A 22722-nucleotide genomic window follows, 5' to 3' on the forward strand; every position below is an offset into this window, starting at 1 on the left:
CCCTGCCTCAGGACCGAGCGATGAACCTACGTGGCGTCTATGCCATCACCGACAGCCAGCTGTTGGCCGGCAAGTTCCTCAAGTACGTCGAGGCTGCACTGGACGGCGGCATTACCTTGCTGCAATACCGTGACAAGAGCAACGACGACGCCCGACGCCTGCGCGAAGCCGAGAAATTGCGCCAGCTGTGCGAGCGCTACAAGGCGCACCTGATCATCAACGACGACGCCGAACTGGCCGCGCGGCTCAACGTCGGCGTGCACCTGGGGCAGACCGATGGCCCGCTGACGCCTGCACGCGCCTTGCTTGGCCGCAAGGCGATCATCGGCAGCACGTGCCACAACCGTCTCGACCTGGCCCACCAGGCCGCCCGCGAAGGGGCCAGCTACGTGGCCTTCGGACGCTTCTTCGCCTCCCAGACCAAGCCCGACGCATCGCCTGCCAGCCTGGAACTGTTGGCGCAGGCGCGTGCCGAATTGAAATTGCCGATTGCCGTCATTGGCGGCATCACCCTGGACAACGCCGCCCCGCTGGTGGCCCAGGGTGCCAACCTGCTGGCCGTGGTGCATGCGCTGTTCGGCGCCGACACGGCCCAGGAAGTCACCCGCCGCGCCCGCGCGCTGAACGCGTTGTTCGAAACTGCCTGATGCAAGAGAGCTTATCTATGTCCCGTTCCGAAACCTTGTTCGCCAACGCCCAGAAGCACATCCCCGGGGGCGTCAACTCGCCCGTGCGCGCCTTCAAGAGCGTGGGCGGCACGCCGCTGTTCTTCAAGCACGCCGCCGGCGCCTATGTCACCGACGAAGACGACAAGCGCTACGTCGACTACGTGGGTTCATGGGGTCCGATGATTCTCGGCCACAGCCATCCGGACGTGCTCGATGCGGTGCGCAAGCAGCTTGAACATGGTCTGTCGTACGGCGCCCCCACCGAAATGGAAACGCAGATGGCAGACCTGGTCTGCGCGATCGTGCCGTCCATGGAAATGGTGCGCATGGTCAGCTCGGGGACCGAGGCAACCATGAGCGCCATTCGCCTGGCCCGTGGTTTCACCGGGCGCGACAGCATCATCAAGTTCGAGGGTTGCTACCACGGTCATTCCGACAGCCTGCTGGTCAAGGCCGGTTCCGGCGCCCTCACCCTTGGCGTGCCCAGCTCGCCCGGCGTGCCGGCGGCGTTCGCCAAACACACCCTGACCCTGCCGTTCAACGACATTGCCGCAGTAGAGCAGATGCTCGCCGAAGTCGCCGATGAAGTGGCGTGCATAATCGTCGAACCGGTGGCGGGCAACATGAACTGCGTACCGCCAGCGCCCGGTTTTCTGGAAGGCCTGCGTCGCCTCTGCGACCAGTACGGTGTGGTGCTGATCTTCGACGAAGTCATGACCGGTTTCCGCGTGGCCCTCGGTGGTGCCCAGGCCTACTATGGCGTGACGCCGGACCTGAGCACGTTCGGCAAGATCATCGGTGGTGGCATGCCCGTCGGCTGTTTCGGCGGCAAGCGCGAGATCATGTCGCACATTGCGCCGCTGGGTCCGGTCTATCAGGCCGGCACGTTGTCGGGCAACCCGCTGGCCATGGCCGCTGGCCTGACCACCCTGAAGCTGATCAGCCGCCCCGGTTTCCATGACGAGCTGAGCGACTACACCGCACGCCTGCTCGACGGCCTGCAGCAGCGTGCCGATGCCGCAGGCATCCCGTTCGTCACCACTCAGGCCGGGGGCATGTTCGGCCTGTACTTCAGCGGCGCCGATGACATCGTCACCTTCGAAGACGTCATGACCAGCGACGCCGATCGCTTCAAGCGCTTCTTCCACCTGATGCTCGACGGCGGCGTGTACCTGGCGCCAAGTGCATTCGAGGCAGGCTTCACGTCCATCGCCCACGGCGATGCCGAGCTGGCGATTACCCTGGATGCTGCCGAAAAAGCGTTCGCTGCGCTGAAATAACCACCTTCACTCCCGTAGGAGCGGTCAGCGGCCGCGAAAAGGACGCTGCGGTATGCCTGGCCGACCGCAGCGCATCGTTCGCGGCCACGGACCGCTCCTACGCAGAAGGTTGCATCTAAATCCGTAGGAGCGGTCAGCGGCCGCGAAGAAGGCAACACGGTGCGCCTGACACAGCGTGCTGGATTGTCTACGGCCACGGACCGCTGCTGCGGCTGGCACCCCGTGAAACAGTGCCATCTGGGCGATATCGCAGAAAAACGAGTAAAGACTTTGTAACAGCCCCCCCGCTTATTTCATAATGCAGCACCCGCCACGTTTCGACGTCGGGTCCGCCCGCATTCCGCAGAGGTAAGTCGATCCCCATGAACCGCACCGGCCGCGCCCTTGCATTGGGCTGCCTGTTGCTTCTTCAGCCGCTAATGGCTACCGCAGGCGGCAATTCGTTGTTGATTCCGGCGGTGGGTCGCTGCACCCTCAATACCTCTGCCCAGGCATTGCCCGCGGCGCTGACTGCGTGTCAGCAGGCTGCAAAGGACGGCGACGCCCAGGCGCAATTCGAACTCGGTCAGTTCTATTACGACGGTACTCGAACCGAACGCGACTTGAACCAGGCCCTCAGCTACTTCGAACAAGCCTCCCTGCAAGGCCATGCCGAGGCCCAGTATCACCTGGGCACGATGTTCTTCAAGGGCGAAGGCGTGGCGGCCAACAACATCCAGGCCTATATCGTGCTGAAGATGGCGGCGGTCAATGGCGCCGAGGATGCACTGGACGTCGCCGACGAGGTGTCCGGGCAGATGCGCCGCGAAGACCTCGAAGTGGCCACTCAGGTGCTGGGGCAGATTTTCCGCAAGTACCTGCTCGAATTGCAGACGGCCGAAGGCAGCCGTTCGCCTTTCGCCCCGCTGCCCTGAGCCTGGCAGCGGCCCGACTGATGACTACTTGTCGGGCATCGGCATCGGGAATGGCATGACATTGCCGGTCATGCGTGCCTCGCTGATCTTCGGCGTGCCCAGACGCTCCACTTCGTCGATGCGCACGATCGAGTGCATGGGCACGAAGCTGCGCGTCACGCCTTCGAACTGAGCCTTGAGCTTTTCTTCGCTGGGGTCGACGACCACGGTGGTGCGCTCGCCAAAGACGAATTCCTCGACCTCCAGAAACCCCCACAGATCACTCTGGTAGATCTGCTTGGCGTACATCTCGAATACCTGGCCCTGGTTGAGGAAAATCACTTTGTAGATTGGAGCTTCGCGTTTGGTCATCGTCGGCAGATATAAGGTCGTGAGCTTGAAAGAGGGCGAAAACTATAGCATAGCCGCCCGACAGGCAATGCTAGGAACCACCGACCACGGGCACTATAATGCGCGGTTCTTTGAACCACTTGATGATCACCCCATGGCCAAGAAGCTTTATATCGAAACCCACGGTTGCCAGATGAACGAGTACGACAGCTCGCGCATGGTCGACCTGCTGGGTGAACATCAAGCCCTGGAAGTCACGGCACGCGCAGAAGACGCCGACGTGATCCTGCTCAATACCTGCTCGATCCGCGAGCGCGCCCAGGACCGCGTCTATTCGCAACTGGGCCGCTGGCGCGAACTGAAGCTGGCCAAGCCGGACATGGTCATTGCGGTCGGCGGCTGCGTGGCCAGCCAGGAAGGCGCAGCCATCCGCGATCGCGCGCCCTACGTCGATGTGGTGTTCGGCCCGCAGACCCTGCATCGCCTGCCCGAGATGATCGACGCGGCGCGCATCACCCGCCTGCCGCAGGTGGACATCTCCTTCCCCGAGATCGAGAAGTTCGACCACTTGCCCGAACCGCGCATCGACGGCCCGACCGCCTACGTCTCGGTGATGGAAGGCTGCAGCAAATACTGCACGTTCTGCGTGGTGCCCTACACCCGCGGCGAAGAAGTCAGCCGACCGTTCGACGATGTCCTGGCCGAGGTCATGCACCTGGCCGACAACGGCGTGCGCGAAGTCACCCTGCTGGGGCAGAACGTCAACGGCTACCGCGGCCAGACCGACGACGGTCGCCTGGCCGACCTGGCCGAGCTGATCCGGGTGGTGGCACAGATCGACGGGATCGAGCGCATCCGCTACACCACCTCGCACCCACTGGAGTTTTCCGACAGCCTGATCCTGGCCCATGCCGAAGTGCCGCAGTTGGTGAAGCACCTGCACCTGCCGGTGCAATCGGGCTCGGACCGCGTGCTGGCGGCCATGAAACGCGGCCACACGGTGCTGGAATACAAATCCAAGCTGCGCAAGCTCAAGGCGGCGGTACCGGACATCTGCATCAGCTCGGACTTCATCATCGGTTTCCCCGGCGAAACCGAGAAAGACTTCGAGCAGACCCTGAAACTGGTGACCGATGTGGGCATGGATTTCTCGTACTCCTTCATCTATAGCCAGCGGCCTGGTACGCCGGCGGCGGATCTGGCCGACGACACGCCCGAGCCGGTGAAGAAACAGCGCCTGGATGCGCTGCAGCATCGGCTGAACCAGCAGGGCTTCGAGATCAGTCGTCAGATGGTGGGCACTACCCAGCGCATTCTGGTCACCGATTATTCGCGCAAGGATCCCGGCCAGTTGCAGGGGCGTACCGAGAACAACCGTATCGTCAATTTCACCTGCTCGGATGCACGGCTGATCGGCCAGTTCGTCGACATCCACATTGCCGAGGCCCGCCCGCACTCGCTGCGCGGCGAACTGCTGGCCTGAGCTTTTCCCGCGGAAGCGGTTAGTGGCCGCGAACGATGAACCGCGGTTTGTCAGCTCCACCGCGCCGAACCCTTCGCGGCCGATGACCGCTCCTACAGGGTGACCGCGATCCTTGTAGGAGCGGTCCGTGGCCGCGAAAGCCGCACCGCCGGCAGCCAGCCAGGCGCTGGCCAAGGCCATTCGCCGCCCACCCCTTTCGCCCCGCCCCTGACAGGGGTTATCCTTGGACTCATTTCAATTGCCGTCGGGCGGCCGAATACGACCTTGAACGCACCTATCGAACCACATCGCTTCCTGCTCGAGCCTTTCGAGGCTCGCCGCTTCGCCAACCTGTGCGGGCAATTCGACGAGCATCTGCGCTTGATCGAACAGCGCCTGGAAATCGAAATCCGCAACCGTGGCAATCAGTTCGAACTGATCGGCGACGCCCGACACACGCGCTCAGCAGAAAACCTGCTGCGCCGCCTGTACCGGGAAACCAAGGCCACCGAGCTGTCCCCCGATACGGTCCACCTGTTCCTGCAGGAGTCGGCGGTCCAGGAACTCGACGATCCAGCGTCCGGAGAAGTCCCGGTCGCGCTGCGTACCCGCAAGGGCATGATCAAGCCGCGCGGCTTGAACCAGCAGCGCTACGTCAAGGAAATCCTGAGCAACGACATCAACTTCGGGATCGGCCCGGCAGGTACCGGCAAGACGTACCTGGCCGTGGCCGCCGCCGTCGATGCGCTCGAGCGCGAGCAGGTCCGACGCATTCTTCTGGTGCGCCCTGCCGTGGAAGCGGGCGAAAAGCTCGGCTTCCTGCCCGGTGACCTGGCGCAGAAGATCGATCCCTACCTGCGCCCGCTCTACGATGCGCTCTACGAAATGCTCGGCTTCGAACACGTCGCCAAGCTGATCGAGAAACAGGTCATCGAGATCGCGCCGCTGGCCTACATGCGCGGACGCACCTTGAACAACAGCTTCATCATCCTCGATGAAAGCCAGAACACCACCGTGGAACAGATGAAAATGTTCCTGACCCGGATCGGTTTCGGCTCGACGGCGGTGATCACCGGTGACATCACCCAGGTCGACCTGCCCAAGGGCACCAAGTCGGGCCTGAGCCAGGTCATCGAAGTGCTCAAGGACGTACCGGGCATCAGCTTCACCCACTTCAAGCCCAAGGACGTCGTCCGTCACCCGCTGGTGCAGCGCATCGTCGAGGCCTACGAGCGCTTCGACGCCCAGCCCGCCACCGTCAACGAGGCCGGGGACAAACGCCGCGATGCTTGAGCTTGACCTGCAACGGGCCAGCACCGCGCCTGGCCCGAGCGACGCCGAGTTCCGCCGCTGGTGCGAGCTGGCGTTGCGCCAGCGCAGCGCCGATTCGGAGATGACCATTCGCTTGGTCGATGAAACCGAAGGCCGCGAGCTGAATCTGACCTATCGTCACAAAGATTACGCAACCAACGTGCTTTCATTCCCTGCGGACGTGCCGGACGAGATGCTCGACATCCCGTTGCTGGGCGACCTGGTCATCTGTGTGCCTGTGGTGGAACGCGAAGCCGCCGAACAGGGCAAGGCCCTGGACGCCCACTGGGCGCATCTGGTGATGCACGGCTGCCTGCACCTGCTGGGCTACGACCACATCGACGACGATGAGGCCGAGGAAATGGAAGCACTGGAACGAGAGTTGCTTGCACAATTGGGTCATCCGGACCCCTATGCCGCCGACGAGCACGTCGACGACACCCCCACCAAAGCAATTGGCAAGGATCACGAGTAAAGGGCTATGAGCGAAGATCGATCGAGCAACGGGCAGAAGTCATGGTTGGGTAAACTGACCCAGGCTTTTGCCCATGAGCCCAAGAACCGCCAGGAACTGCTGGAACTGCTGCGCGAAGCGCACCAGAACAAGCTTCTGGACAGCGAAGCATTGACCATCGTGGAAGGCGCCATCCAGGTCGCCGACCTGCAAGTGCGCGACATCATGGTGCCGCGCTCGCAGCTGATCAGCATCAAGTCCACCCAGACGCTGCAGGAATTCCTGCCCGCGGTCATCGACGCTGCGCACTCGCGCTACCCGGTGGTCGGCGAGAATCACGACGACGTGATCGGCGTGCTGCTGGCCAAGGACTTGCTGCCGCTGATCCTGCAGAACGACCACGCGAACTTCAATATCAAGGACCTGCTGCGTCCGGCCACCTTCGTGCCCGAGTCCAAGCGCCTGAACGTGCTGCTGCGCGAGTTCCGTGCCAACCACAATCACATGGCCATCGTCATCGACGAATACGGCGGTGTGGCGGGCCTGGTGACCATCGAGGACGTGCTGGAACAGATCGTCGGCGACATCGAGGACGAGCACGACGTCGAGGAAGACAGCTACATCAAGCCGCTGCCCAGCGGTGACTTCCTGATCAAGGCGCTGACGCCGATCGAGAACTTCAACGAGTTCTTCGAAAGCCAGTTCTCGGACGACGAATTCGACACCGTCGGCGGCCTGGTGATGAGTGCCTTCGGCCATCTGCCCAAGCGCAACGAGACGACCGAGATCGGTGCCTATCGCTTTCGCATCCTCAATGCCGACAGCCGCCGCATCCATTTGCTGCGCCTCACGCCAATCGCTCGCTGAGGCCTCTGCCCAGACTCCTCGTTAAGGAAAATAATGCGCTGGATCACCCGCCCCGGCTGGCCCGGTAACCTGCTGGCCATGGCGGCCGGCGGGTTGACCCCGCTGTTCCTGGCCCCATTCGATATCTGGCCGCTGGCCCTGCTTTCGCTGGCCCTGTTCTACCTCGGCCTGCGCGAGTTGAAACCGCGCCAGGCGCTGGGCCGTGGGTGGTGCTACGGTTTCGGCCTGTTCGGCGCCGGCACCAGTTGGATCTACGTCAGCATCCACACCTACGGCGGTGCGTCGGTGGTGCTGGCGGCGCTGCTGATGCTCGGCTTCGTCGCCGCCGTGGCACTGTTCTTCGCCCTGCCCGCCTGGGCCTGGGCGCGCTGGTTCCGGCGCACCGATGCGCCGCTGGCCGACGCGCTTGCCTTCGCTGCGCTGTGGCTGGGCCAGGAAGCGTTCCGCGGTTGGTTTCTGACAGGCTTTCCCTGGCTCTACAGTGGCTACAGCCAGCTGCACGGCCCGCTCGCCGGCCTTGCACCCATGGGCGGCATGTGGCTGGTGTCCTTTGCCCTGGCCCTGAGCGCAGCGCTGTTGTGCAACCTGTCGCGCCTGCGCGAGCGCAAGCCGTTGCTGGCCGCAGGCGTGATCCTGCTGCTGGCGCCCTGGCTGTTGGGCCTGGCATTCAAGGGGCACGGGTGGACGGCGCCCGCGGGCGAGCCACTCACGGTGGCCGCAGTGCAGGGCAACATTGCCCAGAGCATCAAATGGAACCCCGAAGCGGTCGACCATCAACTGCAGCTGTACCGCGACAAGACATTCGTCTCCAAGCCGGCGGATATCATCGTCTGGCCGGAAACGGCGGTGCCGGTGCTCATGGACTCGGCGCAAGGCTATCTGGCCGTGATGGGCCGGTTTGCCAGCGACCGTCATTCGGCGTTGATCACCGGCGTCCCCATTCGCCAGGTCGAGGACGGGCAGCGCCGGTTCTACAACGGCATCACCGTGGTGGGTGAAGGCGAAGGCCTGTATCGCAAGCAGAAGCTGGTACCCTTCGGTGAATACGTGCCCTTGCAGGATCTGCTGCGCGGCCTGATCGCGTTTTTCGACCTGCCCATGTCCGACTTCGCCCGCGGCCCGGCCGACCAGCCGCTGCTGCAGGCCAAGGGGTATCGGATCGCGCCGTTCATCTGCTACGAAGTGGTGTATCCGGAATTGGCGGCGAGCATGGCTGCGCGCAGCGACCTGCTGCTGACGATCAGCAACGACACCTGGTTCGGCACCTCGATAGGCCCGCTGCAACACCTGCAGATGGCGCAGATGCGCGCGCTGGAGGCCGGGCGCTGGATGATTCGCGCTACCAACAATGGGGTCACGGCACTGATCGATCCGTTCGGCGACATCACCACTCAGGTGCCGCAGTTCGAAGAGGCGGTGCTGTATGGGGAGGTGACGCCCATGCAGGGCTTGACGCCTTATCTATTGCTGCGCTCGTGGCCGATGACAGTAGTGTGCGTATTGCTGCTGGGTTGGGCGTTGCTGCGTAGAAGGGCTGCTGGCAGGGTTTGATGGCGTTTGTGCTGGCCTCTTCGCGGGCAGAGGCCCTCAAGATCACCGATAAAACATCTTGTACCCTACCAACCCCACCGCCTCATTGAGCAGCTGGCCGTTCTGCCAGATGGCTTTGCTCTCAGGCAGCCAGCCTCCCAGCGGCCGTGCATTGTCGGTGCCCAGGAACCCCACCGGCGCCGGCACCACTTCCAACCCGTTCTGCTCGAAGCTCCAGCGCGAGCGCTGCATGTGCCAGGCCTGGGTCACCACCACCACACGCTTGATGCCATGCTCGGCGAGCAGTTCGGCGCTGAACCGGGCGTTCTCCCAGGTCGTGCGGCTGCGCTCTTCCATCCAGCGCGCGGAAGTGCCGAAATCGTCGCGCAACGACTGCGCCATGATCCACGCTTCGCTGGGCGGCGAGCCGAAGTGCAAGCCGCCGGACGTCAGCACCGGCAACCCGGATGCCTTGGCCAGCCGCGCCGCATAGCGAACCCGCTCGAGCGCGACGCCGGTAGGCTGGTCGATACCATCCCAGGCCGGGTCGCCGCGCTCGCGACCGGCGCCGAGAATGACGATGGCGTCGGCACGCTGCGCCAGGCTGCTCCACGCTTGCACAGGCAGTGCCGGCTGGTCTTCCAGCCAGCCGGCCGCACCCTGCACCACCACCGGCAGGCTCATCAACCACAGCCCGCCCAGCCCGACCACGAAACAGGCCCCGGCCAGGCGCGGCCAACGACGGCGCAGCCACCAGCCCGCCAACAATAGGACGAGAAAGATAGCGGGGGGCAATAACAGCTGTTTGAGCACAAAGCGGGAAAACATCGGGCATCTCCAGAAGATGCCCGAAGCCTAAGGGTTGCCACGATGACGAACAACTGTCGTCACGACTTTCCCGAATACCCGTGACCGTGCTTGCCGATTGGCGAACGGCGCCGATCGTGCTCGTGCAGCCAGTACACTTTCGCCGAGGGCTTCAGCGCAGGCGCGACCGGAGCCGGAGCCGGAGCCTGGGGCTCGACGCAGGCGCGTTCGCCGCAGGCGTGCAGGTAGGCATCGATCAGTTCGTATTCGGCCCGGCTCAAACCGCGCAACTCCAGTTCCGCAGGTTTTTCATCGCGCAGGCGCACCGCAGTGCGGGCCACATCCAGGGCTAGGCCCAAGCGGTCGATGAGTCGCTCGTAGACATCGGGCTGCGTGGCTTTGATAGGCGGCTCCAGCATTCGCTCACCTCACTAGAGAAAAAACGTTCTTTGCTTCATCAGCTTAGCGCTGGCTGGAAAATCAGCCGGTTGCAGCGACCAACGGAATGCGTCAAGTGCCTGCCACGTCCAGGCAGCTGCAATCAAGGTTTCCCTCGATAGAGGGGGGTCATGTATGCTACGGCGTTTAATATCATCGTACCTTGCCAACAGGCTCAGCCTATTTAGCAGCTGCCGGATAAGGTCACCCATTTCTCAGCGCAAAGTAGCCATGCACGAACTCTATCAGCCCCGCGAAATCGAAGCCGCCGCCCAGTCTTTCTGGGATGCGAAGAAGTCTTTTGAAGTGAGTGAACAGCCAGGCAAGGACACGTACTACTGCCTGTCGATGTTCCCCTACCCCAGCGGCAAACTGCACATGGGGCACGTGCGCAACTACACCATCGGCGACGTGATCGCGCGCTACCAGCGCATGCAGGGCAAGAACGTCCTGCAGCCGATGGGCTGGGATGCGTTCGGCATGCCGGCGGAAAACGCGGCCATGAAGAACAACGTCGCGCCGGCCAAGTGGACCTACGAAAACATCGCCTACATGAAGACCCAGCTCAAGAGCCTGGGCCTGGCCATCGACTGGTCGCGCGAAGTCACCACCTGCAAGCCCGACTACTATCGCTGGGAGCAGTGGCTGTTCACCCGCCTGTTCGAAAAAGGCGTGATCTACCGCAAGAACGGCACCGTGAACTGGGACCCGGTCGACCAGACGGTACTGGCCAACGAGCAGGTCATCGACGGTCGTGGCTGGCGTTCGGGCGCGCTGATCGAGAAGCGCGAAATACCGATGTACTACTTCAAGATCACTGCATACGCCGATGAGCTGCTGGAAAGCCTCGACGAACTGCCGGGCTGGCCGGAACAGGTCAAGACCATGCAGCGCAACTGGATCGGCAAGTCCAAGGGCATGGAAGTCCAGTTCCCGTATCACCAGGCCTCCATTGGCGAAGCCGGCACGCTGAAGGTCTTCACCACCCGTCCCGACACGCTGATGGGCGCCACCTACGTGGCCGTCGCTGCGGAACACCCCCTGGCTACCCTGGCAGCACGCTCCGATTCTGCGCTGCAGGCGTTCATTGACGAGTGCAAGAGCGGCAGCGTGGCCGAAGCCGACGTGGCCACCCAGGAAAAACGCGGCATGCCGACCACGCTGTTCGTCGAGCATCCGCTCACCGGCGAGAAGCTGCCGGTCTGGGTCGCCAACTACGTACTGATGCACTACGGCGACGGCGCGGTCATGGCCGTGCCGGCCCACGACGAGCGCGACTTCGAGTTCGCCTTGAAGTACGACCTGCCGATCAAGCCGGTGGTGCGCACCAGCGCAGGCGACCTGACGCCTGCGCCGTGGCTGGCTGCCTACAACGAGCACGGTCCGCTGATCAACTCCGGCGAATTCGACGGGCTCGATTTCGAAGGCGCTTTCGATGCCATCGAAGTAGCCTTGATCAAGAAGGACCTGGGCAAGTCGCGTACCCAGTTCCGCCTGCGCGACTGGGGCATCAGCCGCCAGCGCTACTGGGGCTGCCCGATTCCGATCGTGCACTGCGACGCCTGCGGCGACGTGCCGGTCCCGGAAGATCAACTGCCGGTCGTGTTGCCCGAAGACGTCGTCCCCGATGGCGCCGGTTCGCCGTTGGCGCGCATGCCCCAGTTCTACGAGTGCAGCTGTCCGAAATGCGGCGCGCCGGCCAAGCGCGAAACCGACACCATGGACACCTTCGTGGAATCGTCCTGGTACTTTGCCCGCTATGCGTCGCCGCACTATGAAGGCGGCATGGTCGACCCGGCAGCGGCGAACCATTGGCTGCCCGTGGACCAGTACATCGGCGGTATCGAGCACGCGATCCTGCACCTGCTGTACGCGCGCTTCTTCCACAAGCTGATGCGCGACGAAGGCCTGGTCAGCTCCAACGAGCCGTTCAAGAACCTGCTCACCCAGGGCATGGTCATCGCCGAAACCTACTACCGTCTCGAAGCCAACGGCAGCAAGACCTGGTTCAACCCGGCCGACGTCGAACTGGTACGCGATGCCAAGGCCAAGATCATCTCGGCCAAGCTCATCAGCGACGGCCTGCCGGTGGAAATCGGCGGCACCGAGAAGATGGCCAAGTCGAAGAACAACGGCGTCGACCCGCAATCGATGATCGACCAGTACGGCGCCGACACCTGCCGCCTGTTCATGATGTTCGCCTCACCACCCGACATGAGCCTGGAATGGTCCGACTCCGGCGTGGAAGGCTCGCACCGCTTCCTCAAGCGCGTCTGGCGTCTGGCCCAGGCCCATGTTGGCCAGGGTTCGCACGCGCCCCTCGACGTCGCCGCGCTCGATGACGAGCAGAAGGCCATTCGCCGCGCCATTCACCTGGCGATCAAGCAGGCCAGCCAGGACGTGGGCCAGAACCACAAGTTCAACACGGCCATCGCCCAGGTGATGACCCTGATGAACGTGCTGGAAAAAGCCCCGCAGGCCACCGACCAGGACCGTGCCTTGCTGCACGAGGGCCTGGAAGCCGTGACCTTGCTGCTGGCGCCGATCACTCCGCACATCAGCCATGAGCTGTGGCAGCAACTGGGCCACACCGACGCCGTGATCGACGCCAACTGGCCGACGCTGGACGAATCGGCGCTGGTGCAGGACAGCCTGCAGCTGGTCATCCAGGTCAACGGCAAGCTGCGTGGGCAGATCGACATGCCTGCCAGCGCCAGCCGCGAAGAGATCGAAGCCGCCGCACGGGTCAATGAGAACGTGCTGCGTTTCACCGACGGCCTGACCATCCGCAAGGTCATCGTCGTACCGGGTAAACTGGTCAACATCGTCGCCAGCTGATCGACCGGCGCCCGCTTCATCGGGCGCCCGTCAAGCACGCCACAGCCAACAAGGTTTCAAGGGAGCAACAAGATGATCAAACGCAATCTGCTGGTTATGGGCCTGGCTGTCCTGCTGAGCGCCTGTGGTTTCCAGCTCCGGGGTACCGGCACCAACCAGCTGGCCATCAAGGAACTCAACCTCACTGCCCGCGACGCCTACGGCCAGACCGTGGTGCAACTGCGCAAGGCGCTGCAGGGCAGCGGCGTCAACGTGGCCAGCGGCGCTCCGTACACCCTGGACCTGGTGGACGAGCGTGGCGACCAGCGCACGGCCAGCTACAGCGGGTCGGCGCGCTCGTCCGAGTACGAGCTGAGCAACACGCTGCAATACGAGATCCGCGGGCAGAACAACCTGACGCTGCTCAACGACAAGATCCAGGTGCAGAAGGTTTACGTCCACGACGGCAACAACCTGACCGGCTCCGATCAAGAGGCGAGCCAGGTGCGCCGTGAAATGCGCAACGAGCTGGTGCAGCGCATGATGCTGCGTCTGCAGCAGATCACCCCTGCACAGCTGGAAAAGCTCCAGGTGGACGCCAACGCCCGTGCCAAGGCTGAAGCCGACGCTGCTGCCGAAGCTCAGCGCGTGATGGATTCGACGCCACAGCAGTCGCCGATCCAGATTCCCAACCAGTAAGGCAGACAAGGGCGCTCAGGCGCCCTTTTCGCTGTCATTGCCCCCGTGAAGATTTGAATCCTGTCGATGCGTCCATGAAGATCAGCCCCGCCCAACTCGGCAAGCACCTGCAAGGGCCGCTCGCGCCCGTCTACGTAGTGAGTGGCGACGATCCACTGCTCTGTCAGGAGGCGGCCGACGCCATTCGCGCGGCGGCGCGCCAGCAGGGCTTCGACGAGCGCCAGGTGTTCAGCGCCGACAACAATTTCGATTGGGGCACGCTGCTGCAGGCCGGCGCCAGCCTGTCGCTGTTTGCCGAGCGGCGCCTGCTGGAACTGCGCCTGCCGTCGGGCAAGCCGGGCGACAAGGGCGCTGCAGCGCTGATCGAGTATTGCTCGCGGCCTGCCGAAGATACCGTGCTGTTGATCAGCCTGCCCAAACTGGACGGCAGTGCGCAGAAAACCAAGTGGGGCAAGGCGCTGGTGGAGGGCGCGCAGACCCAGTTCGTGCAGATCTGGCCGGTCGATGCGCAGCAGTTGCCGCAGTGGATCCGCCAGCGCCTGGCCCAGGCTGGGCTGGCTGCGCAACCGGATGCGGTCGAGCTGATCGCCGCTCGGGTGGAAGGCAACCTGTTGGCGGCGGCGCAGGAAATCGAGAAACTCAAGCTGCTCGCCGAGGGCAATCAGATTACCCTGGAGACGGTGCAATCGGCGGTTGCCGACAGCGCCCGATTCGACGTGTTCGGCCTTATCGACGCGATCCTCAACGGCCAGGCCGAACACGCCTTGCGCATGCTCGAAGGGCTGCGTGGCGAGGGTGTCGAGCCACCCGTCATTCTCTGGGCGCTGGCCCGTGAGCTGCGCTTGCTGGCCAGCCTGTCGCAGCAGTACAGCCAGGGCGTACCGTTGGACAAGGCCTTCAGCCAGACCCGTCCGCCAGTGTGGGACAAGCGCAAGCCATTGATGAGCAAGGCTCTGCAGCGGCATTCGGCGCTGCGCTGGGCACAGCTGCTGCAGGATGCGCAGCGCATCGACGCGCAGATCAAGGGCCAGGCGCCTGGGTCGGTATGGATAGGCCTGTCGCGGTTGTCGTTGCTGATGGCCGGCCAACGGCTGAGCCTGCCCGCAGAATAGCAGCGCCCCCTTCGCGGGCAGAGCCCGCTCCCACAGGTGACCTGCGGTGTGTCTGTAGGAGCGGTCCGTGGCCGCGAAAGGACCGCTGCGGTACATCTGACAGACCGCGGCGTCCTCTTCGCGGGCAGAGCCCGCTCCCACAGGTGACCTGCAGTGTGTCCGTAGGAGCGGTCCGTGGCCGCGAAAGCTGCACTGCGGTCTGTCGGGGTGATCGCTGACAAGGCTAAACCCATGCTACTGATTCGGCTGGCATGTTAAGGTTTGCCTCTGCCCCGAAAGCCCTGGACTTGTGAATGTCTTCTCGTCGTACCTCAGGCTGGCCCATGCGCCAGTTCGCCGTGACTACCTGCCTGGCCTTGCTGGTTGCCTGCGCGGAAAAACCCACCGTCGCCGATACCCTGCCCGCCCCCATCGTCCAGCCTGCGTTGCCGGTACCCATGGCGCCCGCGCCGAGCAGCGTCGACACTCCGGTGCTGCCCACCCAGACATTCGCCGAATGGCAGCAGGGCTTTCGTCAGCAAGCCCTGCGCAGCGGCGTCGACGCGCAGCTGTTCGACCGCGCCTTCGAGGGCGTCACACCGGACATGAGCGTGATCAAGGCCGATCGCAGCCAGCCCGAATTCAGCCGCCCGGTATGGGAATACCTCGACGGGGCGATCTCCCCGACCCGCCTGCGCCGTGGTCAGGCCATGCTCGAGCAGTACGCCGACGTGCTCTCGAGCATCGAACAGCGCTACGGCGTCGAACGCCAGGTACTGGTTGCTGTATGGGGCATGGAAAGCAGCTTCGGCCAGATCCAGGGTGACAAATCGGTAATCCGCTCATTGGCGACTCTGGCCTACGAAGGCCGTCGCCCCGAATTCGCCCAGAGCCAGCTGCTGGCGGCGTTGCAGATCCTGCAGAACGGCGACATCCAGCCCGACCGCATGCTGGGTTCGTGGGCCGGTGCCATGGGCCAGACGCAGTTTATTCCCACCACCTACAATTCCCATGCCGTGGACTTCGACGGCGATGGCCGGCGCGACATCTGGAACAGCGCCGCCGATGCCCTCGCCTCCACCGCCCACTACCTGCAGAGTTCGGGCTGGCAGAGCGGCCAGACGTGGGGGCTGGAAGTGCGCCTGCCCGAGGGCTTCGACTACGCCCTGGCCGACGGCAACAGCCGCAGGCCGGTCAGCGAATGGCAGCGCCTGGGCGTTGCGGCGATGCCCGGCGGCACAGTCCCGGCGGGCAGCGAAAATGCCGCAGCAGCGCTGCTTCTGCCGGCGGGCTACCGGGGCCCGGCCTTCCTGGTCTTCGACAATTTCCGCGCGATCCTCAAGTACAACAATTCCTCGTCCTACGCGTTGGGCGTAAGCCTCCTGGCGCAGCGCCTGCAGGGGTCGGGCTACATCCAAGGCACCTGGCCCAAGGATGACATGCCACTTACGCGCACCGAACGCATCGAGCTGCAGAGCCTGTTGAGCGCACGCAACCACGATGCTGGCGCTGCGGACGGCATCATCGGTGCCAATACCCGCAAGGCCATCCGCAGTGCCCAGCAAGCCATGGGCTGGCCAGCCGACGGGTACCCGACCCACAAGCTGCTCGAGGCGCTGCGTACGCAACAGTGAGCGCGCTGACCTGCACGGGTGGCCCAGGCCTCGCCTAGGCCACCACATCCTGCTCCAGCCAGACCTGCTGCGCAGTGGCATCCAGCCTGACCTGCACGCCAAACGGCAAGGTCAGGTTCGGGTCGCAGTGGCCACTGCGCCAGCCAGCCAGGACCGGGATACCCTCGGCCTGGAACGTCTCGAGCAGCAACGGGGTCATCTGCTCGACAGCGATTCCGGCGAAGTCTCCAACGATCACGCCCTGCACGCCCTTCAGCTTGCCTGCCAGACGCAGGTGAGTCAGAAAGCGATCCACGCGGTACAAGGGCTCGTTGACGTCTTCGATGAACAGCACGATGCCATCACCGGGAAGCTCGTACGGCGTGCCGAGCGTGGCACTGATCATGGCCAGGTTACCGCCCATCAAGCAACCCTGGGCCTGCCCCGGCACTACCGTGGTCAACGGCCACTCGGGCGGATGACGCAGCAGGTCACCTGCGCCGATCTCGCCACGCAGCGCCTGCCACAGCGACGACTCGGTAGGCGCCCGCTTCTGCGTCAGCAGATCGGCCTTGAACAGTGGCCCATGGAAGGTGACGAACCGGGCGTGGCGAGCGATGGCCAGATGCAGCGCGGTGATATCGCTGTAGCCAACCAATGGCTTGGGGTGTCGCGCCAGCAGCGCGAAGTCGATCTTGTCCAGCAGGCGGGGGGTGCCATAGCCACCGCGCAGGCAAAGAACGGCGTCTACCTCGGGGTCGGCGAAAGCGTCGTGAAGGTCTTGCACACGGGCTTCATCGCTGCCGGCCAGGTAACCCTGGGCCAGCGCGACACCGGGGTAGATGCGCAGCGTATAGCCACGCGCGCGGACCCAGGCACAAGCTGCCTCTACGTCCAGCTCGATGGGACCGGCGGGCGCGATCAAGGCGATCGTGCCGTGGTCGGGCAGGCGTGGGGGTAATCGCATGGTCGAAATTCTCAATCCAGGCAGGAACGAGCGGCGCGCCCTGCCCTCAGGCTATGCAGCGCGTGGACGCGCTTCACGGGCAGATGGCTCGCCACTCGCCCCGCGCCCACATGATCTGGTCGATCAGAGCTTGATCTTGGCTTCGTGCGCCTGCTGATCGGCGTGGTACGAGGAACGCACCAACGGCCCGGAGGCGACGTTCTTGAAGCCCATCTTGTGGCCCTCTTCGGCGAACCAGGCAAAGATGTCCGGATGCACGAAGCGCTGTACCGGCAGGTGACTGCGCGAAGGCTGGAGGTACTGGCCCAGGGTCAGCATGTCGATGTTGTGCTCGCGCATGCGCTGCATCACCTCGATCACTTCCTCGTCGGTCTCGCCCAGACCCAGCATCAGGCCCGACTTGGTCGGCACATGAGGCACCAGCTCCTTGAACTTCTGCAGCAGGGTCAGCGACCACTGGTAGTCAGAACCAGGGCGCGCGGCCTTGTACAGGCGTGGCACGGTTTCCAGGTTGTGGTTGAACACATCCGGCGGCTCCTGCGCGGTGATGGCCAGGGCCACGTCCATGCGCCCACGGTAGTCGGGGACCAGGGTTTCCAGCTGCACGCCCGGCGACAGCTTGCGGATTTCCCGCAGGCAGTCGGCGAAGTGCTGGGCACCGCCGTCGCGCAGATCGTCCCGGTCCACCGAGGTGATCACCACGTACTTGAGGCGCAGGTCGGCGATGGCCACGGCCAGGTTCATCGGCTCGTCGGCATCCAGTGCCTTGGGGCGACCGTGGCCGACGTCGCAGAACGGGCATCGGCGGGTGCAGATGTCACCCATGATCATGAAAGTCGCGGTACCACCGGAGAAGCATTCACCCAGGTTGGGGCAGGAGGCTTCTTCGCAGACACTGTGCAGCTTGTGCTTGCGCAGCAGTTGCTTGATCCGGTCGACCTCGGGAGACACCGGGATGCGTACCCGGATCCAGTCGGGCTTCTTCGGCAGCTCTTCGGTGGGGATGATCTTTACCGGGATGCGCGCGACCTTTTCGGCACCGCGCAGCTTGACGCCCGCCTCGACCCTGGGCCGTGGCGCATTGGCCTTGGGCGCACCCTCGGCGAGGTTCTGCAGGGGGATCAGCGTTTGCACAGCTTCTGTCGCGGTAGTCATATCAGTCGATTCCGCCCGTAAGGGTCGTCTGCTCAACATAGTCGAGGTGCTTGACCAGCTGCGCTCGCAGCCTTGCACTGACCTCGGCAAATTCAAGGGGTGCGACATGATCGCACATCTGCGTCATCGGCAGGCCGGCATATCCACATGGATTTATCCGCCGGAACGGCGCAAGGTCCATGTCGACGTTCAACGCCAGCCCATGGAACGAACAACCGCGGCGGATACGCAAGCCCAGCGAAGCGATCTTCGCGCCGTCCACGTAGACTCCGGGTGCATCCGCACGGGCGGCAGCCTGCACGCCGTAGGAGGCCAGCAGATCGATCAGGGTGTGCTCCATGCGGGTGACCAGCTCTCGCACCCCGTAGCCCAGCCGGCGCACGTCCAGCAACAGGTACACGACCAACTGCCCGGGACCGTGGTAGGTCACCTGGCCGCCGCGGTCGACCTGCACCACCGGGATCTCGCCGGGCACCAGCAGATGCTCGGCCTTGCCGGCCTGGCCCTGGGTGAACACGGCCGGGTGCTGGACCAGCCAGACCTCATCGGCAGTCTCTGCATCGCGCTGGTCGGTGAACCGCTGCATCGCGTGCCATACCGGCTCGTAAGGCAACGGGCCGAGTTCGCGAAACCCCAGGCATTGCGGCATCACAGCACCATTTTGACGATGCCGGTGGCGCGCAGCTCACTGTTGATGTTGTAGAGCTGCTCCTGGCCGGTGGCCAGGATATGCAGCTGCAACGTGGTGTAGTTACCGTTGCTGCTCTGGCGCTCGGCATTCTTGTCGTGATTGACGGCTGCGTGCTTTTCGACGATCTGCACCACCGTGTCGCGAAAGCCCACACCGGTATCGCCGATGATCTTGATCGGGTAGTCGGCGCAGGGAAATTCGATTTTCGGCTCTTTTACTTCGGTATCGGTCATGGCGATGACGGCCTCGGGTAAACCGTGAAAACGACAACGCCCTCGCCTGTTGCAAAGGCGAGGGCGTGCGGTCACGATATCAGTTGAACAAGCCGTAGAAGAATAGACGAACGCTATCCCATACGCGGCGGAAAATACCACCTTCCTGTACATCGTCCAGCGCGATCAGGTCGGTGGTCTGAACGATCTTGTCACCGTTCTTCACTTCGACCTTGCCGATCACGTCGCCCTTGGCGATAGGCGCGGTCAGCTGTGGATTCATGGTCATGCTCGCAGCCAGGTTCTTCAACTGGCCCTTGGGCAGGGTCATGGTCAGGTCTTCGGCCAGGCCGGCCTTGATTTCGCGGATGTCGCCCTTCCACACCGGTGCCTTGGCCAGCTCGGTGCCCTTCTGGTAGAAGGTCTGGGTTTCATAGAAGCGGAAGCCGTAGGTCAGCAGCTTCTGGGTTTCGGCAGCGCGGGCCTGCTCGCTGTTGGTGCCGAAGACCACGGCGATCAGGCGCATGCCGTCACGTACGGCCGAGGACACCATGCAGTAGCCGGCTTCTTCGGTATGGCCGGTCTTCAGGCCGTCGACGGTCTTGTCGCGCCACAGCAGCAGGTTGCGGTTGGGCTGCTTGATGTTGTTCCAGAAGAACTCCTTCTGCGAGTAGATCGCATAGTGAGCCGGGTCTTCGTGAATGATGGCACGGGCCAGTACCGCCATGTCGTGGGCCGTGGAGTAATGCTCGGGGTTCGGCAGGCCGGTCGGGTTCATGAAGTGGCTGTTGGTCATGCCCAGCTTGCCAGCCGTGGTGTTCATCATGTCGGCGAAGGCGTCTTCGCTGCCGGCGATGTGCTCGGCGAGCGCCACCGAAGCGTCGTTGCCCGACTGGATGATGATGCCGTGCAGCAGGTCGCTGACCGATACCTGGGTACCGACCTTGATGAACATCCGCGAACCGCCCGTGCGCCAGGCGTTTTCGCTGACGGTAACCGGGTCGTTCTCGCCGATCTGGCCACGACGGATTTCCAGGGTCGCGATGTACGCGGTCATCAGTTTGGTCAGGCTGGCTGGCGGCAGACGCTGGTCGCCGTTGTTTTCAACCAGCACGTTACCGCTGGAAGCTTCCATCAGCACGTAGGATTTGGCAGCCAGTTGCGGCGGCGCTGGCATCATCTGATCTGCCGCCCAAGCGGCAGGGGCGATGATCAGCGGTACAAGCAGGCACAGGCGTTTGGCAAGTGTGGTGATGTTCATCCGTCTCTCGAAATTGCTGATGGGCACATGCCCTTGCGGGCAGTCTTGTTGTGGGCGGCGGCCCGGTGTCGCACGCCCGTTGCCGGGCGCTCATTGCAGCGCCGCCCGCAGGCGGCGCGGTTCAATCCAGTGTCACCAACTTGGGCACGCCAAGATTGGCCATGCGCACGTTGTCCTGAATCTGCTGGGCTTCACCCTGGGAATTGATCGGTCCCAGGCGTACCCGATAGAACGTCTGCTGGTTGACGGCGATCTGGCTGGTGAAGGCCGGCGCGCTCACCATCGAGCTCAGCTTGGAACGCAGCAGCTCCGCAGCGTCGGGGTTGGCGAACGCTCCCACCTGGAGATACAGGCCAGACGCTTGTGCAGAACCGTTTTTTTTTGCGTCCATCTGCACCGGCAGCGTGGCGACCGCGTGCTGCTGCGGCGGCGGCGTGTATTGCTCGACCGTACCAGCCGACGGCGTGATGTTGGGCCGGGCCTGCGCCACCACCGGGCCCTGGTTGAGCACCAGTGGCGCCGGACGGCCGCGCTGCGCCCACCATTCCTGCGGGTCGATACCTTCGACACGTACCCGCGCCGTACCCGTTTCGGCGTAGCCCAGCTTTTTCGCCGCGGCATAGGACAGGTCGATGATGCGGTCGGAGTAGAACGGCCCGCGATCATTGACCCTCAGCACCACGCTGCGGCTGTTGTCCAGGTTGGTCACGCGTACATAGCTGGGCAGCGGCAGGGTCTTGTGCGCCGCGCTCATGCCATACAGATCGTAGACCTCACCGTTGGCGGTGTTCTGGCCATGGAACTTGGTGCCGTACCATGACGCCGTGCCGGTCGCCTGATACTGACGCGACTCGGCGATCGGAAAGTAGGTCTTGCCCAGTACCGTGTAGGGGTTGGCCTTGTACGGTCCGGTGTGCAGGGTGGGCACGGCGTCGGGAATCTTCGACACGTCGACGTCCCACCACGGCGCGCCGTCCTTGTGTGCCCGGTTGATGTTCAGGCCAGGCATGGCTTTGACGGTCGGGCCGGATTGCTTCACGGTACGCGACGGCGGCGGCGTCGATGAGCAACTGGCGAGCAGCAGGCCCAAGACCGCGCAGGCCGCGATGGCGGAGGATGTATGTATCGGCATTGCCCGCATTACTTGACGCCCCGTGCTTGAACCAGCGATTCCGACAGTTGGTGCACAGCCATGGCGTACATCACACTGCGGTTATAGCGAGTGATTGCATAGAAATTCTTCAGGCCCAGCCAATATTCCGGGCCCTCGGCGCCCTGCAGGCGAAAGGCGGTCACCGGCAGGTCATCGCGTAGCGCATCATGACTCGACCAGCCCAGCGCCCGCAACTGCGCGACATTCTTGACCGGGTCGATGCCCGGGCTCAAGCCGTCGTCGACCTGCGGGCCGGAAACGCCGGCACGGCTGACCACCGGTTGCCCGGCCACCCAGCCATGCTCCTTGAAATAGCTGGCAACACTGCCGATGGCGTCATCGGGGTTGGTCCAGATGTTGATGTGACCGTCGCCGTCGAAATCCACCGCGTAGGCGCGGAAGCTGCTGGGCATGAACTGCGGCAGGCCCATGGCGCCGGCGTACGAACCCTTGAGGGTCAGTGGGTCGAGCTGTTCGTCGCGGGCCAGCAGGAAGAACTCCCGCAGCTCCTTGCGGAAGAATGCCGCGCGTGGCGGGTAATCGAAGCTCAAGGTGGACAACGCGTCGATCACCCGAAAATTGCCGGTGTTGCGACCAAAGAAGGTTTCGACACCGATGATCGCGACGATGACCTGCGCCGGTACGCCGTATTCGCGTTCCGCACGGGCCAGCACCGCTTCGTGCTGGCGCCAGAAATCCACGCCGCGGGCGATGCGCGCATCGGTGATGAACATCGGCCGATACTCGCTCCACGGCTTGACCCGTTCGGCGGGACGCGAGATCGCGTCCAGAATCGACTGCTTGCGCTCGACTTCCCTGAACACTTCGTTCAACTGCTCGCTGGCGAAGCCATAGTCGCGGGTCATTTCACCAATGAACTGGGTCACCTGGGGCGAGCCACCGTAGTCGCCGGCGCTGGCATGCTGTGCCGACCCCAACAGGCCCATCAGGCCGATCCAGGGAACGTTCCGAGCTGCCCAGCTACGCATTACTTGCATGCAA

22 protein-coding genes are annotated in these 22722 nt (G+C 63.8%); 12 read left to right on the forward strand and 10 right to left on the reverse strand.

Annotated elements, in window-relative coordinates; genetic code table 11:
- Positions 1-20 precede the first annotated feature (20 nt).
- From thiE to IFT75_RS11275, 3 genes are all read left to right on the forward strand, one after another.
- Positions 21-647, forward strand: a complete 627-nt coding sequence (gene thiE / locus IFT75_RS11265) for a thiamine phosphate synthase (protein ID WP_185795149.1) — start codon at positions 21-23, stop codon at positions 645-647.
- 17 nt (positions 648-664) lie between these two features.
- Positions 665-1948 carry a glutamate-1-semialdehyde 2,1-aminomutase gene (gene hemL, locus IFT75_RS11270; protein ID WP_122715033.1) on the forward strand — a complete coding sequence of 428 codons (1284 nt, stop codon included), beginning with the start codon at positions 665-667 and terminating at the stop codon, positions 1946-1948.
- Between the two features lie 362 nt (positions 1949-2310).
- Positions 2311-2862 carry a tetratricopeptide repeat protein gene (locus tag IFT75_RS11275; RefSeq protein ID WP_185795148.1) on the forward strand — a complete coding sequence of 184 codons (552 nt, stop codon included), beginning with the start codon at positions 2311-2313 and terminating at the stop codon, positions 2860-2862.
- A gap of 24 nt (positions 2863-2886) precedes the next feature.
- Here IFT75_RS11275 and IFT75_RS11280 read toward each other — a convergent pair whose 3' ends face one another.
- Positions 2887-3213: a DUF1820 family protein gene (locus IFT75_RS11280; protein ID WP_043192686.1), complete on the reverse strand. Its 327-nt coding sequence runs from the start codon at positions 3211-3213 to the stop codon at positions 2887-2889.
- Positions 3214-3346: 133 nt separating this feature from the next.
- On the opposite strand from IFT75_RS11280, the gene miaB reads away from it, so the two are divergent.
- The 5 genes from miaB (at position 3347) to lnt (ending at position 8837) form a co-directional block, all read left to right on the forward strand.
- Positions 3347-4675, forward strand: coding sequence for a tRNA (N6-isopentenyl adenosine(37)-C2)-methylthiotransferase MiaB (gene miaB, locus IFT75_RS11285; RefSeq protein ID WP_185795147.1), 1329 nt, complete (start codon positions 3347-3349; stop codon positions 4673-4675).
- 264 nt (positions 4676-4939) lie between these two features.
- Entirely contained in the window at positions 4940-5947 is a 1008-nt protein-coding gene (locus IFT75_RS11290; protein WP_122475502.1) for a PhoH family protein, read from the forward strand.
- Positions 5940-6440 (forward strand): rRNA maturation RNase YbeY, encoded by a 501-nt coding sequence (ybeY, locus tag IFT75_RS11295; protein ID WP_185795146.1) that lies wholly within the window; start codon positions 5940-5942, stop codon positions 6438-6440. Before IFT75_RS11290 ends, ybeY begins: the two co-directional genes overlap by 8 nt.
- A gap of 6 nt (positions 6441-6446) precedes the next feature.
- On the forward strand, positions 6447-7286 hold the full coding sequence (locus IFT75_RS11300) for an HlyC/CorC family transporter (protein ID WP_122475507.1): 840 nt from the start codon (positions 6447-6449) through the stop codon (positions 7284-7286).
- A gap of 33 nt (positions 7287-7319) precedes the next feature.
- Positions 7320-8837 (forward strand): apolipoprotein N-acyltransferase, encoded by a 1518-nt coding sequence (gene lnt, locus IFT75_RS11305; protein ID WP_192054830.1) that lies wholly within the window; start codon positions 7320-7322, stop codon positions 8835-8837.
- A 42-nt stretch (positions 8838-8879) separates the two neighbouring features.
- Here the strand turns inward: lnt and IFT75_RS11310 are convergent, their stop codons facing one another.
- Both IFT75_RS11310 and IFT75_RS11315 read right to left on the reverse strand, forming a co-directional pair.
- On the reverse strand, positions 8880-9644 hold the full coding sequence (locus IFT75_RS11310) for a YdcF family protein (protein WP_192054831.1): 765 nt from the start codon (positions 9642-9644) through the stop codon (positions 8880-8882).
- A gap of 59 nt (positions 9645-9703) precedes the next feature.
- Positions 9704-10042 carry a hypothetical protein gene (locus IFT75_RS11315; protein ID WP_192054832.1) on the reverse strand — a complete coding sequence of 113 codons (339 nt, stop codon included), beginning with the start codon at positions 10040-10042 and terminating at the stop codon, positions 9704-9706.
- A gap of 250 nt (positions 10043-10292) precedes the next feature.
- Between IFT75_RS11315 and leuS the strand changes: the two genes are divergently transcribed.
- From leuS to IFT75_RS11335, 4 genes are all read left to right on the forward strand, one after another.
- Positions 10293-12899 (forward strand): leucine--tRNA ligase, encoded by a 2607-nt coding sequence (gene leuS / locus IFT75_RS11320; RefSeq protein ID WP_192054833.1) that lies wholly within the window; start codon positions 10293-10295, stop codon positions 12897-12899.
- A gap of 72 nt (positions 12900-12971) precedes the next feature.
- Positions 12972-13577: an LPS-assembly lipoprotein LptE gene (locus IFT75_RS11325; protein ID WP_122800624.1), complete on the forward strand. Its 606-nt coding sequence runs from the start codon at positions 12972-12974 to the stop codon at positions 13575-13577.
- 74 nt (positions 13578-13651) lie between these two features.
- A complete protein-coding gene (gene holA, locus IFT75_RS11330; protein WP_192054834.1) occupies positions 13652-14689 on the forward strand; it encodes a DNA polymerase III subunit delta in 1038 nt (345 codons plus the stop codon).
- A 293-nt stretch (positions 14690-14982) separates the two neighbouring features.
- On the forward strand, positions 14983-16302 hold the full coding sequence (locus tag IFT75_RS11335; protein WP_192054835.1) for a lytic murein transglycosylase: 1320 nt from the start codon (positions 14983-14985) through the stop codon (positions 16300-16302).
- A gap of 34 nt (positions 16303-16336) precedes the next feature.
- On the opposite strand, the gene IFT75_RS11340 is transcribed toward IFT75_RS11335, so the two are convergent.
- From IFT75_RS11340 to mltB, 7 genes are all read right to left on the reverse strand, one after another.
- The gene (locus IFT75_RS11340; RefSeq protein WP_192054837.1) at positions 16337-17248 is read right to left on the reverse strand and encodes a S66 peptidase family protein; all 912 of its coding nucleotides are present in this window, start codon (positions 17246-17248) and stop codon (positions 16337-16339) included.
- Positions 17249-17371: 123 nt separating this feature from the next.
- A complete protein-coding gene (gene lipA / locus IFT75_RS11345) occupies positions 17372-18403 on the reverse strand; it encodes a lipoyl synthase (RefSeq protein ID WP_122475523.1) in 1032 nt (343 codons plus the stop codon).
- 1 nt (position 18404) lies between these two features.
- Positions 18405-19052 (reverse strand): lipoyl(octanoyl) transferase LipB, encoded by a 648-nt coding sequence (gene lipB, locus IFT75_RS11350; protein WP_122475525.1) that lies wholly within the window; start codon positions 19050-19052, stop codon positions 18405-18407.
- A complete protein-coding gene (locus tag IFT75_RS11355; RefSeq protein ID WP_122475527.1) occupies positions 19052-19327 on the reverse strand; it encodes a DUF493 domain-containing protein in 276 nt (91 codons plus the stop codon). The genes lipB and IFT75_RS11355 overlap by 1 nt, the downstream gene beginning before the upstream one ends.
- Before the next feature lie 79 nt (positions 19328-19406).
- Positions 19407-20567, reverse strand: a complete 1161-nt coding sequence (locus IFT75_RS11360) for a D-alanyl-D-alanine carboxypeptidase family protein (RefSeq protein WP_122475529.1) — start codon at positions 20565-20567, stop codon at positions 19407-19409.
- Positions 20568-20688: 121 nt separating this feature from the next.
- On the reverse strand, positions 20689-21708 hold the full coding sequence (locus tag IFT75_RS11365; RefSeq protein ID WP_192054839.1) for a septal ring lytic transglycosylase RlpA family protein: 1020 nt from the start codon (positions 21706-21708) through the stop codon (positions 20689-20691).
- Positions 21708-22718, reverse strand: a complete 1011-nt coding sequence (mltB, locus tag IFT75_RS11370; RefSeq protein ID WP_122475533.1) for a lytic murein transglycosylase B — start codon at positions 22716-22718, stop codon at positions 21708-21710. Before mltB ends, IFT75_RS11365 begins: the two co-directional genes overlap by 1 nt.
- Between the last annotated feature and the right edge of the window lie 4 nt (positions 22719-22722).

The organism is Pseudomonas sp. CFBP 8758 (genome assembly GCF_014841725.1).
GTDB classification, from domain to species: Bacteria; Pseudomonadota; Gammaproteobacteria; order Pseudomonadales; family Pseudomonadaceae; genus Aquipseudomonas; species Aquipseudomonas baltica.